Raw genomic sequence first — 12,922 nt, 5'->3', positions numbered from 1 at the left:
CGGTCATTGGCTGCGCGATAGAGTGACGCGCCTCACCGTCATGCTGCGTGCCCGCCCCGGCCGGGCGATGCCGCCGGATCAGGATCTGCTCTCACGATGTCTTCCGCGTTGTCGTCTGCCGCTGCTTCCGTCGCTCCCTCAGTCGTGCCGACCGGATCGGATTGGCGTGCTGCCGCCGCAGAGGTTGCGGCGCGCCTGCGGGCGACGGCCGTGGAGCGGGAGCGGCAGGGGAAAGCCCCGCGCGGGGAGGTGGCGCTGCTGCGCCATGCCGGATTGCTGACCCTGCTTAATCCGGTGGAATTCGGTGGCGGCGGAGCGTCGTTTGCCGATGCTTTCCACGTGGTGCGGATCATCGCGCAGGCGGACGCATCGATCGCCCAGATCCTGAGCTATCACTATCTGCTGTCGCACAGCGCATTCTGGCGCGCGACCCCGGAGCAGGCGGAGCGCCTGATCCGTGCGTCAGTCGCCGGACAGTGGTTCTGGGGCGGCGCCTCCAACCCACGCGATCCGCTGACGGTGCTGACCCCGGATGGCGACGGCCTTCGCCTCAACGGGCGCAAGACCTTTGCATCGAACGCGTCGCTGGCCGACCGCATCACGCTGCGGGCGGCTCTCGGCGACGCCGTGGTGCTGCTGGCCGTGCCGGGGGAGAGCGAGGGCATCACCCATGGCAACGACTGGGATGCGTTCGGCCAGCGCCTGACGGAGAGCGGCAGCGTCGAATTCCGCGATGTCCGGATCGAGCGCGAGCATATTCTTGGGCCGTTGCCGCCGTCAGTCGCCGTGGAGCTGCCGGCGTTGACCACGCTGGTGGTGCCGATCCACCAATTGCTGTTCGTCAATTTTTACCTCGGCACGGCCGAAGGCGCCCTGCAGGAAGCCAGCGCCTACATCCACAGCACGGCACGGCCGTGGCAGACGTCAGGTGTCGCTGCGGCGAGCGAAGACCCTTACGTGCTGGCGCTTTATGGTGAGCTCCATTCCGACCTGCGGGCGAGCCTTGCGCTGGCGGATGTGGCGGCCGCCGAGGTCGAACGGGCCATCCGGCGCGGCAATGACCTCGATCCGCAGGAGCGAGCGGCGGCTGCGGCGACGGTCTATGCGGCAAAAGTGAACAGCACGCGCGTGGCGCTCGACATCACGTCGCGGGTCTTCGACCTGATGGGAGCGCGGGCGACGTCGGCGCGTTACGGCTTTGACCGGTTCTGGCGCAACATCCGTACCCATTCACTGCATGATCCGGTGGCTTACAAGGCGCGCGAGGTCGGCAACTTCGCGCTCAATGGCCGCATCACGCCCGATCCGCTCTATACCTGAGCCTTTGGTGGGCGGATGTTGTCACGGACACTGGCAGCTTCGTCTTAGCCGAACAGCCAGACGAAAGTGGTCAGAAAGGTCGCGTGGCCGACGACGAGGCCGATCATGGCTGGCAGGTGCAGCTGCCTCTCGCGAAGCCACTTGCCGATGTGTTGCATGGCCGCTTTCCCTCCGCTCGTCGTTCGCCGCGATGCATGCGGCGCGTGCGTGGTCGAGGATGGATCGGACCATCGCGATCTCGCTGCGTCAATACGATCGGAAAAATGAAACGATGGCGGGTGCAGAGGTGGCGGTTCCTGCGACAACCGACGCGCGGAAACTGCGTTTCAGGTGATAATTTTCTCTCGCATATGAGCAGTGATTCTCGTCCACAGCAGATCGTGGAGGGGAAATAGCCGTGTCCTTGCCTCCGCAGCAGCGACGGCATGATTGCCATTGCACAAACATTCCATGAAGGGCGCGGACGGCGCGGCAAATGTTGCTGATATGGCGCGATAATAGTCTATTGATTTCATTGACTATAAGGGTGTGCCCCCTAGGATCGATGGCCTCGGGTCGACGCGCGGCGGATGCAGTGTCGGGAAGGCGAGCAGTTACGAGGTTCCACCATGTCGCGACGTCATGAGAAACTCTCGCTGGGTGCCTTTCTGCTGTTCACTGGGCATCATGTCGCGGCATGGCGGCATCCGGATGCGTCGGATAGTCAGCATTTCGCCGATTTTGCGCGCTTTGCGGCGATCGCCGAGCAGGCCAAGTTCGATGCCGTGTTCCTCGCTGACATCGTCGGCGTTCGCACCGACGATCTCGCGGCGCAGAGCCGCAAGGCCCATAGCGGCGTCTATCCGTTCGAACCGCTGACGTTGTTGTCGGCGCTGTCGGTCTCGACATCCCGCATCGGACTCGTGGCGACGACGTCCACAAGTTTTACCGAGCCGTTCAACCTCGCGCGCCAGTTCGCGTCCCTCGATCTGCTGAGCGGTGGTCGCGCCGGCTGGAACCTGGTGACCTCCACGGAGCCGGCGGCAGCACTGAATTTTGGCCATGCCGCACTCATTCCTCACGCGGAGCGCTATGCGCGCGCCGAGGAGTTCGTCGATGTCGTGCAGGGGCTCTGGGACAGCTGGGAGGCGGATGCGTTCGTGCGCAACCGCGAGCAGGGCGTCTATTTTGACCCTGACAAGCTGCATGTCCTCGATCATCGTGGTAAGCACTTTCGTGTCCGCGGGCCGCTCAATATTCCACCGTCGCCGCAGGGGCGGCCGGTGGTCGTGCAGGCCGGGTCGAGCGAGCCGGGCAAGGAGCTGGCTGCACGCACCGCCGAGGTGATCTTCACGGCGCAGCAGACGCTCGCTGAAGCCGTCGCCTTCTATGCCGACGTCAAGGGGCGGCTCGCGAAGTACGGCCGCGCCGCGGAGGACATCAAGATCCTGCCGGGTGTGTTTCCGGTGGTCGGGCGCACCGAGGCGGAGGCGCGGGACAAGTTCGAGCAATTGCAGGGGCTGATCCCGCCGGAGGTCGGCCTCGGCCTGCTGGCCTCGTTCCTCGGCGATCCGGATATCGTGCACCATCCGGCCGACGGACCGGTGCCGCCGCTCAAGGAGACCGAAGGTGGCAAGAGCCGCCAGGCGCTGCTGGTCGAGCTGGCGCGCCGCGAGAACCTGACGCTGCGCGATCTCTACCTGCGCATCGCGGGTGCGCGCGGCCACTGGCAGGTGGTCGGTACGCCGACCCAGATCGCCGACCAGCTCGAGGAGCGGTTCCGGGCCTATGGTGCCGATGGCTTCAACATCATGGCGCCGGTCCTGCCGGGTGGTTTGACGGACTTTGTCGAACTGGTGCTGCCCGAGCTGCGCCGGCGCAACCTGTTCAGGACTGAATATGAGGGCAAGACGTTGCGCGAACATCTCGGCCTGAAGCGTCCGGCGAACGCCCTCGCCGGGCGGCGTGCGGTTGCGGCTGAGTAGGCAGGGGCTTGAGATGATGACGGACGGACTGGTGACAACCGCGGCGAACAGGCGCGAGGGGATCGCAATTCTCATCGCATCGTTCGCCGTGATGGCGGCGATGGTGACGGCGGCGTGGTCCGAGCCGGTGCGGGTGCGGATCGGTTTTGCGACGGTCGGGGCCGACAATCGTCAGTTTGCCGGAGGCTCGTCCGCCGCAGTGGTGCATTCGGAGCACTATCTCGATGACGATTTGAAAGATCTGCCTGACGTCAAGGTGGAGTGGTCCTTCTTCAAGGGCGCTGGGCCGGCGATCAACGAAGCGTTCGCCAACAACCAGCTCGATTTTGCCGTCCAGGGCGATCTGCCGCAAATCATCGGCCGAGCCAACGGCCTGAAGACCCGCATCCTGCTCGCCTCGGGTGCGCATTCCCCGACGTATCTTGCAGTGCCGAAGGACTCGCCGGTCCGCCGCATCGAGGACCTGCGCGGCAAGAAGGTCTCGATCTTCCGTGGTACCAACAACCATCTTGCCGCGGTCAAGGTGCTGGTCGGCCATGGCCTGCAGGAAAAGGACCTGCAGGTGATCAACATGGACACCGCAACCACAAATGCGGCGCTGACCTCCCGCGACATCGACGCTGCCTTTGGCAATTTTCCGCTTTCGGCGCTGGTCGAGAAGAACGTCGCAGAGATCATCTACACGACCAAGGGCGACAGCCTGTCCTATGAGCGCCATACCACGTTGATCGCGCAGGAGGCCTTCATCAAGGCACATCCCGAGATCACGCAGAAGATCGTCAACGCTGTGGTGCGGGCGGCGAAGTGGGCGTCGGAGGAGAGCAACCGCGAGGCGTTCTTCGAGATCTCGGCGCGCACCGGCTTTCCCGCCTCTGGTTATCGCTTCGATTTTTCCGGGCAGGATCTCAAATATCGCAACTCGCCGCTGATCGACGATGCGATCGTCGCGCATTACCGCTTCCAGGCCAGACAGGCCAAGGAATATGGCCTCGTCCGCCGCGACGTCGATGTCGACGGCTGGTTCGACCGTTCCTTCCTCGAAAAGGCGCTGGCGAGCCAGGGGCTCTCCACCTACTGGCAGGCCTACGACGCCGAAGGCAAGCCGATCCAGCCGTAACCACCCCAGGGCTCGGTGCTTCGACGGCCGAGGCAGCGCGCACCAGGAAGCAGCGACAGGAGCCATCGATGAGCGGCCTTCTCGACGTGCGTCACGTGAGCAAGACCTTCAGGGTCGACGGTTCTCCGATCCAGGTGCTGAGGGATATCTCGCTGTCGGTTCGGCCAGGGGAGTTCGTCTCGATCGTCGGTCCCAGCGGTTGCGGAAAATCGACCCTGTTGCGTCTGCTGTCAGGACTGGAGCGCAACTTCGTCGGCGAGATCACCCAGGACGGTCAGCCGATCGCGGGGACCGATCTCGACCGTGGCTTCGTGTTCCAGGAGCCGCGGCTGTTTCCGTGGGCCACCGTTTGGCAGAACGTGGCGGTCGGCCTGCAGAACTCGCCGATGAGCGCCGGGGAAAAGCAGCGTTCGATCGCCGATCATATCGGCCTGGTCGGCCTCGAGGGGTTTGAGCGGGCCTATCCGCATCAGCTGTCGGGAGGCATGGCCCAGCGTGCGGCGATCGCGCGCGGCCTCGTCAACCGGCCCCGCATCCTGCTGCTCGACGAGCCGTTCGGGGCACTCGACGCCCTGACGCGGGCGAAGATGCAGATCCAGCTGCAGCAGATCTGGGCGCACGAGAAGATCACCATGATCCTGGTTACCCACGATGTCGACGAGGCGGTCTTTCTCGGCGATCGCGTGGTCGTGCTCGCGCCGCGCCCGGGCCGGATCGCCGAGATCATCGACGTGCCGGTGCCGCGGCCCCGGTCGCGGGCCGACGACGCGCTGGCCCATATCCGCAACAGGATCGTGCTCGCGCTGGAGCAGCAGGCTGGAGCGAGCGAGATCTCGCCGCTTCATTCGGCCGCCAGCGCGTTGGTGCACTGATCATACGCAGCGATCGGAGGGCCCTTGGCCAGTGACATCACCATTTCACGGCTGACGGAGCAGGGCGCACTGCCACGCCTGCCGCTGGCGCGGCTGCGCCGGATCGCCCGCGCGGCGGCGCCCGCGCTCTGGCTTCTGGTGTTTCCTCTCGGCGTGCTGTCGATCTGGCAATGGGGCTCGACGGCGGGCTGGCTGCCGGAGCAGATCCTCCCGAAACCCGGCGAGGTGCTGAAGGCCTTGATCGAGATGACGCGGAGCGGCGAACTCGGGACCCACGCCGGTATCAGCCTGTTGCGGGTCGTTTACGGCTTCGCCACAGGCGCGGTGCTCGGGCTTGTGCTCGGCGCGGCGATGGGGCTGTCGCGCACTGTCGACGACTATGTCGGGCCGCTGTTCACCGCGATCGCCCAGGTGCCGGCGCTGGCCTGGATTCCGCTGGCCATGCTGCTGCTCGGCATCGGCGAGGCGTTGAAGGTGGTGGTCATCGCCAAGGCGACGCTGGTGCCGGTGGTGATGAACACCCGCGCTGGCGTGCGCAACGTGCCGCGCGGCCTCATCGAGGTCGGCGAGAGCTTTCGTTTCAGCGTCTGGCAGACGCTGCGTCTCGTGGTGCTGCCGGGCGCGGTGCCGCCGATCTTCACCGGCCTGCGCTATGGCCTGACCCATGCCTGGATCGCGCTGGTCAGCGTCGAGCTGCTCGCCTCCTCGGAAGGGCTCGGCTACCTCCTGGTCTGGGGGCGGCAGATGTTCTGGCTGGATACGGTGCTGATGGCGATGCTGGTGATCGGCGTGATCGGGTTCGTTTCCGACAAGCTCCTCGCCGTGGTCGAACGGCGGCTGCAGCGGTGGCGAACCGATGGCGCCGTCTGAGCTCATCGTCGCGCGAGAGGGACGGGCGCCGTGGCTCCGCGGGCTGGTGCTGCCACTCGTGCTGCTGGTCCTGTGGGAGGTGGCTGCGCGTACGGGGATTGCCAATCCGCAGTTTCTGCCGCCGCTCGAGAAGGTCGGCGCGACCGCCGTGCGGGAGCTGCTGAGTGGCGAGCTGATCTATGATCTCGCCGTCAGCCTGCGCCGCGACCTGCTGGGATTTGTCATCGGCACCGGGGTAGGCGCCGTGATCGGGCTGCTGCTCGGGCTGTCGCCGATCGCCGACCGCATCGTCACCCCATGGTTCAACGGGCTGAAGCAGATCGCGCTGCTGGCCTGGATTCCGCTGATCGCGATCTGGTTCGGCTTCGATGAAGCCGCCAAGGTGGTGTTCATCGCGCTTGCTGCAGCGATCCCGGTCATTCTCAACATCGTGGAAGGCGTGCGCAGCACGTCGGCGAGGCATGTCGAGGTCGGCGATGTCTTCCGCTTCAGCCGCTGGCAGGCGATCAGGCTGATCTACCTGCCGTCGGCTTTGCCGTCGATCCTCACCGGGATCCACCTCGCTCTGATCTATGCCTGGCTCGCCACCATCGGGGCCGAGTATTTCATGGCGGCGGGGCCGGGCATCGGCGGCCTGATCATTGCCGGCCGCGAGCGCTTCGAGATGGATCTCGTGATGCTCGGCATTGTCGTGCTGGGCAGCGTCGGTTTCGCCATCGACCGCCTCGCGACCGTTCTCGAGCACCGCCTGGTGCGATGGCGTCAGCCTTGACGGCGTGGTTCGGCGTGCTCAGGCGGTCTCGCTGAAGATGCCGTTGAGCACGAACCTGTAGCGCTCGGGCCGCACGAAGAAGGTCGAGTGCTCGGCGCAGCCGCCGTCCCGGAAATAGGAGGTGCGCTCCATGGTCAGCAGCGCGGCGCCGGCAGTGGTCTGCAGGCTTTTCGCGAGGTTGACGTCCGCGATCTGCGCCCCCAGCTCCATCCTGGCCTGCACTACCGGCGTTCCAGCAAAGTCGGCGATCACCGCATAGGTCGGCCGCCGCTCGATCTCGGCGCGGCTGAGGCCATCGAGATCGATGGGCAGATGGCTGCGGCCGAGCGCAATCGGCTCGCCATCGATCAGATGCAGCCGCTGCAGCAGCAGGCACTCGCGCTGCCTTGCGCCGAACAGCGGCTTGAGGTCCGCGGGCGTCGCCACCATGCGCAGTGCAGTAACGCGCATGGTGGCGTCCAGCCCCTGTCGGCGCAGCGTCTCGTGGAAGCTGCGCAGCACGTTGAGCTCGTGGCGCACCTCTTTGCCCGCGACGAAGGTGCCCTTGCCCTTGCGACGGTCGATCAGGCCGTCCTTGTCGAGCGCGTCGAGCGCAAGCCGCACGGTGACGCGGCTGACGTCGAAGCGGGCGCCGATCTCCGCTTCCGAAGGCAGGCGGCCCGATGGCTCGAACTGGCCGCTGGCGATCTCGTGGCGCAGCCGGTCGGCGATCTGCTGGTAGAGAGCTGTCGCATTTTCTCTCACAAGAGGCATTTTGTCCTCGCTTCGTCGCCACCGAGGGGTGGATTTTTCGTTTTGGCGCGCAGGCTGGTGCTCGGGTTGCGGCGGTGCAAACTTGTATCATAATGTATTACATGCTTGCTTCTCGCACCAGAGCCTGTGAGGTCGCGCCAGAACAGTTCGCGCGCGGCGCGGCGTTCGCCGCCGATCGCATCAGCTTCGGCTATCGGCCGGGCCGGGACGTTTTCCATCACCTGTCGCTGGCGGCACAGCCCGGCGAGTTCGTGGCGCTGCTCGGCCCGTCCGGCTGCGGCAAATCCACCTTGCTCAACCTGCTGTCGGGCTTCCTTGCGCCCGATGCCGGCCGCGTCACCATCGATGGTCGCGCGGTGACGCCGGAAATGCCGGATCTCGGCTATGTGTTCCAGGCGCCGAACCTGTTTCCGTGGTTGAGCGTGCTGGAGAACGTCCGGTTCGGTCTGCGCATGGCGGGGCATCTCGCCCCGGACGCGCAACGGGAGAAAGCGCGGCAGGCGCTTGCTCTGGTCGGGCTCACGGATGCGGCGGACGAACTGCCGAACCGGCTGTCGGGCGGCATGCAGCAGCGCGTGGCGCTGGCGCGCACCCTGGTGCTCGAGCCGCGCCTGCTGCTGATGGACGAACCGTTCGCCGCCCTCGACGCCATCACCCGCGGCGCCATGAACGAAGAATTGCTGCGGCTGTGGTCGCGCCTCGGACAAACCATTCTGTTCATCACCCATGATGTCGAGGAGGCGGTGTTCCTCGCTGACCGCGTCATCGTGCTCGGGCTGCCGCCCCATGGCATCGACTGTGAGGCGACGATCGACTTGCCGCGGCCGCGTGATCGGCTGCGCAGCCGGGCGCTGCCGCGTTTCGCCGAGCTCAGCGAGCTGCTGCTGCGGCGGATCGCCGCCGTCATGGCGGCGCGCGCGAAGCCGTCGCTCGTTTCGGACAATGGACCCGTGCAATGATCAGACGTCTGGTATCGGGCCTCGCCGCGCTGGCAACGTTGGGGCTTTCGGCAACGCAGGCGGCCGAGCCGCTGCGTATCGGCTGGGTGGCGGCGATGGCCAATGCGCCGGCGCTGATCGCCGAGCGCAAGGGCTTTTTCGCATCTGAAGGTCTCGCTGTCGAACTCAAGCCGTTCGGCGACGGCCCGGTGATCCAGCAGGCGATGGCGAGCGGCGAGCTCGATGTCGGCTATATCGGCGCGCCGCCGGTCTATCAGTGGTTCTCCCGCGGGCTCGATAGCCGCATCTTGGCGAAGGTGAACTACGGCCAGGCGGCGATTGTCGCAAAGTCCGGCGGACCAATTCGTGATCTGCCGGATCTGCGTGGCCGGCGGCTCGCCGGTGTCGCCCGTGGCAGCGGCATGGATGTGCTGCTGCGCGGCTATGTGCTGAAGGAGAAGGCGGGTCTCGATCCCGATGCTGACTTGTCGCTGTCGCAGCTGCCGGTCGGCAACATGAATGCGGCGCTCGACACCGGCACGGTGGATGCGGTGTTCTCATGGGAGCCGTTCGTCAGCCAGGCGCTGCTGCGCGGCACCGGCCGTGTGGTGTTCGATGTCAACGCCGCCATACCCGGCTATCCCTGGTATGTGGTGATGGCACCGGCGAAGACGCTGAAGGATCGCCCGGAAGACCTTGTGAAGCTGCTGCGGGCGCACCGCCGCGCCATCGCCTTCCTGCGCGATCATGCGGCGGAGGCCGACGCGATCATTGCCAGCGAATTCAAGCTCGAGGCTGTGACTGCGCCGGACGGCCACACGGTGGCGCCGGAGGCGGTGGTCGCAGAAGCACGCAAGCGGCTGGGCTGGTCGGACGAACTGACAGCTGCGGACCGCGCCTTCATCCAGCGCCTGATGGATTATTCGCGTGATCTCGGCTTCCTCGCTCGTCCCCTCAAGGTCGAACAGATCGTCGACGACGGTCCGTGGAAACGCGCGGTCGAGCAGAACTGACGCTGGTGATGACCCTGCCGAAGCCATCCTGGAGCTGGGCGTCGCTGCCGGTGCTGCTGCTGGTCTGGTGCATCGCCGCGAGCCGCGTGCCGGCCTATGTGCTGCCGCAGCCCTGGGAGGTCGCGCGGGAGGCGGTGCACTGGATCGGCCGCGGCGACCTCGGCCGCCAGGTGTGGGCGAGCCTTGTGCGCGAGGCCGGCGGCTTCGGCGCCGCGGTGGTCGCGGCGCTCGCCATCGGCACCGCCGCCGGGTTGTCGCCACGCTTTCGCAGCTTCGCGACACCGCTGGTCGGCCTGTTCATGGCGATTCCGCCGATCGCCTGGGCGCCGCTCTGCCTGATCTTCTTTGGGCTCGGTTATCTCGCCATCGCGGTGGTGATCTTCATCGCCGCCGTGTTTCCGATGGCGTTGACGATCCAGGAAGGGGTGGTCGGCATCGTCGGCGGCCAGGTGCGCGCGGCGCGCACCCTCGGTGCCAGCCGCCTGCAACTGCTGCGGCATGTCTATCTTCCCGCGTCGCTGCCGTTCGTCACCGCGGCGCTGCGCATCGGTTTCAGCCAGGCGTGGCGCGCGCTGGTCGCGGCGGAAATGATTGGTGCGTCCCAGGGCATCGGCTGGATGGTGGCCATGGGCGGCCAGGTCGGCAATGCCAGCCAGGTGCTGCTCGGCATCGTGCTGATCGGTTTGATCGCATGGCTGGCCGAGAGCCTGGTGTTTCGCCGCATCGAGCGCCACTACCAGGCCTGGCGCGTCACCTGATCTTCATTTTGCATCGAGAGAGCACTTTATGACGACACCGACTGATCCGCGCGGCCGTGCCGGCACCTTCATCGCGCCGCAGGGCCTCTATGAGCAGAACAAGGGCTGCCGTTTCTCGGGCGCGTCAGTTGTAACCGCTCGCAGCTCGTCGCTGGCGAGTGGACCGAGCTCGAGCTGGTGTACGAAGTCGGCGCGGTCGGCCTTGCCGATGGCGCCTGGTTGAAGCTCGCCTTCAAATTCTATTCTGACTGGGCGCTGTTCCAGACCACCGATCCCGCGGGCGCCAACTACGTGTCTGCGGAGTATCACGCTGCGCCGGTGCGACCGGGGCAGAGCCCATCCACGGTGCAGGCGCTCAAGGTGCGCTTCGACCAGAAGGGGCATGAGCGTCCGTTCCAGAAGGCGGTCATCATCGACATCGTCGACGGCTACCTCAATCCGGGCGACCGCATCGTCATCCGGCTCGGCGACCGTCGGCAGGGCGGCGGCGGCACGCGGGTGCAGAGCTTCGTCGAGAAGGATTTCCGCTTCCGCCTGTTCATCGATCCGCTCGGCAGCTCGAAGTTCGCCGAGGTGCCCGGCGACTGCATCATCGACATCGTGCCGGGCGCGCCGGTCGCCCCATCGCTGCTGGCGCCGCGGCTGGTGGCACCGGGCGCGCCGTTCGACGTGGTGGTGCGCCTCGACGACCTCTGGGGTAACACCTGCCGTGGTCTCGCGCCGCGGGGCGAACTGCGGCTGTGCGGTCCGGAAGGAACGGTACGAACGCTGCCGCTGGCCTTTGCGCAAACGGGCTGGAGCGTCGCCCGTGTCGAAGGGATCGCGCTGGTACAGCATGGCGAGTGGCGGCTGGAAGCGAAGATCGACGGCGTTGCGGATGCTGCGCTCGGCTTCGTCCAGGTCGAGCCGCTCACCCAGGGGCTGCGGCCGCTCTATGCCGATCTCCATGTCCATTCGCACGACACCGTCGGCACCAACGACACGCTTTATAATCTCGCCTACGGCCGCGACGTCGCGGCGCTCGACGTCGTCGGCTACACGGTCAACGACTTCAATATCCGCCAGAACCACTGGGACCAGGCGGTGGAGATCATCGCCGGGCTGAATGAGGCTGGCCGCTTCGTCTGTTTTCCCGGCACCGAGTGGTGCGGCAACTCCAGCGCCGGCGGCGATCGCAATGTCGTCTTCCTCGGCGAAGGCAAGCCGCGCTTTCCGTTCGATGCCGAGGGGCGCTCGGTGCGCTCGTTCGAGTGGAACGAGACCACCGCCGGCACCATCCGTCCCGGCGTCTGGCCGGTCGACGAGCTGTATGCGGCCTATGCCGACGATCCGGAGAGCCATCTCCTGATCCCCCATGTCGGCGGGCGCCGCTGCATTCTCGACTGGCATCATCCTGAGCTGGAGCGGCTGGTCGAGGTCGGCTCGTCCTGGGGCCAGTTCCACTGGTTCTATACCGATGCGTTGGCGCGCGGCTATCGCGTCGGCGCGTCAGCGGCAGGCGACGAGCATCAGGGCCGCTGTGGTGGCGGCGCGCCGGCGACCGCGGTGTTCGGCTCGCGTGGCGGGCTGACCGGTGTAGTCGCCGAGCGGCTCGATCGCGCCAGCGTCGGCCGCGCGCTGCGGGCGCGGCGGACCTTTGCGACCACGGGTGAGCGCAGCTTCGCGAGCCTGCGGCTCGGCGACACCTGGATGGGCGAGATCGCGACCACAGATCTGCGCACGCCGCTGACCTATCGTCTGCTCGGCGATCAGGGTTGGGAGGACGTGCGGCTGTTTGATGCCGATCGGGAAATCTGGCGGCGCGATCTCGCCGCCGAAGCCGGCCTGTCGCCGCGTAAGGTGCGCGTGCGTCTGTCGGGGGCACGGATCAGGGATCGCTACCGCGCGGCCTATTGGGCGGGCGAGATCGTTGTCCTCGGGGCTGCGATCCTCGACGTGCGCGGCGTCGGCTTCGACCATCCGGAGCAGCGCGCCTGGCGCAAGGACGCCACGACGGTCGGCTTCGCGACCGCGACCCATGGTGACAGCGATGTCGTCGAACTGACGCTGTCGTCGCTCGAGGGCGTTACGATCGCTGTAAGCGGCGCCATCGCCGGCTATGTCAAGGTGGGAGACCCGCTGCGCCCGCGGCCCCATGTCCATGCGCCGCACTTTGCACTGACGGTCTCGGGTGAGGAGCTGTTTGCAGGTGCTCGCGCGCTGACGCTGAGCGGTGTCGAACTCGAGGTCGCGGTCGAGCGGATCGCGGACGGTCCGCTGCCGCGCGATGTCGGCGGCGAGATCGATCTGAGCGCGCTTGATCTCGCACGGGGACGCGAGCATCCGCTGTTCGTCACCGCGCGCCAGCGCGACCAGTCGCGGATCTGGACCTCGCCGATCTTCCTGACGCTAGCCGGCTGAACGACCGCATCGGGCTGACGCGATGGCGTCAGCCCCCACGCATTCAAGGCATGGGCCGCGGCGGCGTCACGCCGCTGACCGGCGGGGGCGGCACGGACGGTGCCGAGCGGATCGGCGCCGGCGGCGCCAAGGGGCGCGGCGGCGC

Annotated in this window: 12 protein-coding genes; 11 read left to right on the top strand and 1 reads right to left on the bottom strand. The window is 66.7% G+C overall.

Annotation, left to right across the window (positions count from 1 at the left end; translation table 11 throughout):
* The first annotated feature begins 96 nt into the window (after positions 1–96).
* The 6 genes from AB4Z37_RS30185 (at position 97) to AB4Z37_RS30160 (ending at position 6,915) form a co-directional block, all read left to right on the top strand.
* On the top strand, positions 97–1,320 hold the full coding sequence (locus tag AB4Z37_RS30185) for an acyl-CoA dehydrogenase family protein (protein WP_441520411.1): 1,224 nt from the start codon (positions 97–99) through the stop codon (positions 1,318–1,320).
* Between the two features lie 608 nt (positions 1,321–1,928).
* Positions 1,929–3,284 (top strand): LLM class flavin-dependent oxidoreductase, encoded by a 1,356-nt coding sequence (locus AB4Z37_RS30180; RefSeq protein ID WP_441520410.1) that lies wholly within the window; start codon positions 1,929–1,931, stop codon positions 3,282–3,284.
* Between the two features lie 13 nt (positions 3,285–3,297).
* Entirely contained in the window at positions 3,298–4,401 is a 1,104-nt protein-coding gene (locus AB4Z37_RS30175; protein ID WP_441520409.1) for an ABC transporter substrate-binding protein, read from the top strand.
* Between the two features lie 68 nt (positions 4,402–4,469).
* Positions 4,470–5,273: an ABC transporter ATP-binding protein gene (locus AB4Z37_RS30170; protein WP_441520408.1), complete on the top strand. Its 804-nt coding sequence runs from the start codon at positions 4,470–4,472 to the stop codon at positions 5,271–5,273.
* Between the two features lie 24 nt (positions 5,274–5,297).
* The gene (locus tag AB4Z37_RS30165; RefSeq protein ID WP_441520407.1) at positions 5,298–6,143 is read left to right on the top strand and encodes an ABC transporter permease; all 846 of its coding nucleotides are present in this window, start codon (positions 5,298–5,300) and stop codon (positions 6,141–6,143) included.
* Complete coding sequence (locus AB4Z37_RS30160) at positions 6,130–6,915, top strand: ABC transporter permease (protein ID WP_441520406.1); 786 nt, start codon at positions 6,130–6,132, stop codon at positions 6,913–6,915. The genes AB4Z37_RS30165 and AB4Z37_RS30160 overlap by 14 nt, the downstream gene beginning before the upstream one ends.
* An 18-nt stretch (positions 6,916–6,933) precedes the next feature.
* Here AB4Z37_RS30160 and AB4Z37_RS30155 read toward each other — a convergent pair whose 3' ends face one another.
* Positions 6,934–7,668: a GntR family transcriptional regulator gene (locus AB4Z37_RS30155; RefSeq protein WP_441520405.1), complete on the bottom strand. Its 735-nt coding sequence runs from the start codon at positions 7,666–7,668 to the stop codon at positions 6,934–6,936.
* A gap of 101 nt (positions 7,669–7,769) precedes the next feature.
* Between AB4Z37_RS30155 and AB4Z37_RS30150 the strand changes: the two genes are divergently transcribed.
* From AB4Z37_RS30150 to AB4Z37_RS30130, 5 genes are read left to right on the top strand one after another with little or no spacing between them, the layout of a single operon-like run.
* On the top strand, positions 7,770–8,627 hold the full coding sequence (locus AB4Z37_RS30150; RefSeq protein ID WP_441520404.1) for an ABC transporter ATP-binding protein: 858 nt from the start codon (positions 7,770–7,772) through the stop codon (positions 8,625–8,627).
* On the top strand, positions 8,624–9,619 hold the full coding sequence (locus tag AB4Z37_RS30145) for an ABC transporter substrate-binding protein (protein WP_441520403.1): 996 nt from the start codon (positions 8,624–8,626) through the stop codon (positions 9,617–9,619). The genes AB4Z37_RS30150 and AB4Z37_RS30145 overlap by 4 nt, the downstream gene beginning before the upstream one ends.
* 8 nt (positions 9,620–9,627) lie before the next feature.
* Complete coding sequence (locus tag AB4Z37_RS30140; RefSeq protein WP_441520402.1) at positions 9,628–10,377, top strand: ABC transporter permease; 750 nt, start codon at positions 9,628–9,630, stop codon at positions 10,375–10,377.
* Positions 10,378–10,405: 28 nt separating this feature from the next.
* Positions 10,406–10,600, top strand: a complete 195-nt coding sequence (locus AB4Z37_RS30135; RefSeq protein WP_441520401.1) for a hypothetical protein — start codon at positions 10,406–10,408, stop codon at positions 10,598–10,600.
* Positions 10,555–12,777 carry a hypothetical protein gene (locus tag AB4Z37_RS30130; protein ID WP_441520400.1) on the top strand — a complete coding sequence of 741 codons (2,223 nt, stop codon included), beginning with the start codon at positions 10,555–10,557 and terminating at the stop codon, positions 12,775–12,777. The genes AB4Z37_RS30135 and AB4Z37_RS30130 overlap by 46 nt, the downstream gene beginning before the upstream one ends.
* Positions 12,778–12,922: the final 145 nt, after the last annotated feature.

Source organism: Bradyrhizobium sp. 2TAF24, assembly GCF_052115025.1.
GTDB lineage: Bacteria > Pseudomonadota > Alphaproteobacteria > Rhizobiales > Xanthobacteraceae > Bradyrhizobium_A.
This window is presented reverse-complemented; position numbering and strand designations above follow the sequence as displayed.

Coding starts and splice junctions, on each gene's coding strand:
- AB4Z37_RS30185 (WP_441520411.1), top strand. CDS start 97: ATGTCTTCCGCGTTGTCGTCTGCCGCTGCTTCCGTCGCTCCCTCAGTC.
- AB4Z37_RS30180 (WP_441520410.1), top strand. CDS start 1,929: ATGTCGCGACGTCATGAGAAACTCTCGCTGGGTGCCTTTCTGCTGTTC.
- AB4Z37_RS30175 (WP_441520409.1), top strand. CDS start 3,298: ATGATGACGGACGGACTGGTGACAACCGCGGCGAACAGGCGCGAGGGG.
- AB4Z37_RS30170 (WP_441520408.1), top strand. CDS start 4,470: ATGAGCGGCCTTCTCGACGTGCGTCACGTGAGCAAGACCTTCAGGGTC.
- AB4Z37_RS30160 (WP_441520406.1), top strand. CDS start 6,130: ATGGCGCCGTCTGAGCTCATCGTCGCGCGAGAGGGACGGGCGCCGTGG.
- AB4Z37_RS30155 (WP_441520405.1), bottom strand. CDS start 7,668: ATGCCTCTTGTGAGAGAAAATGCGACAGCTCTCTACCAGCAGATCGCC.
- AB4Z37_RS30150 (WP_441520404.1), top strand. CDS start 7,770: ATGCTTGCTTCTCGCACCAGAGCCTGTGAGGTCGCGCCAGAACAGTTC.
- AB4Z37_RS30145 (WP_441520403.1), top strand. CDS start 8,624: ATGATCAGACGTCTGGTATCGGGCCTCGCCGCGCTGGCAACGTTGGGG.
- AB4Z37_RS30140 (WP_441520402.1), top strand. CDS start 9,628: ATGACCCTGCCGAAGCCATCCTGGAGCTGGGCGTCGCTGCCGGTGCTG.
- AB4Z37_RS30135 (WP_441520401.1), top strand. CDS start 10,406: ATGACGACACCGACTGATCCGCGCGGCCGTGCCGGCACCTTCATCGCG.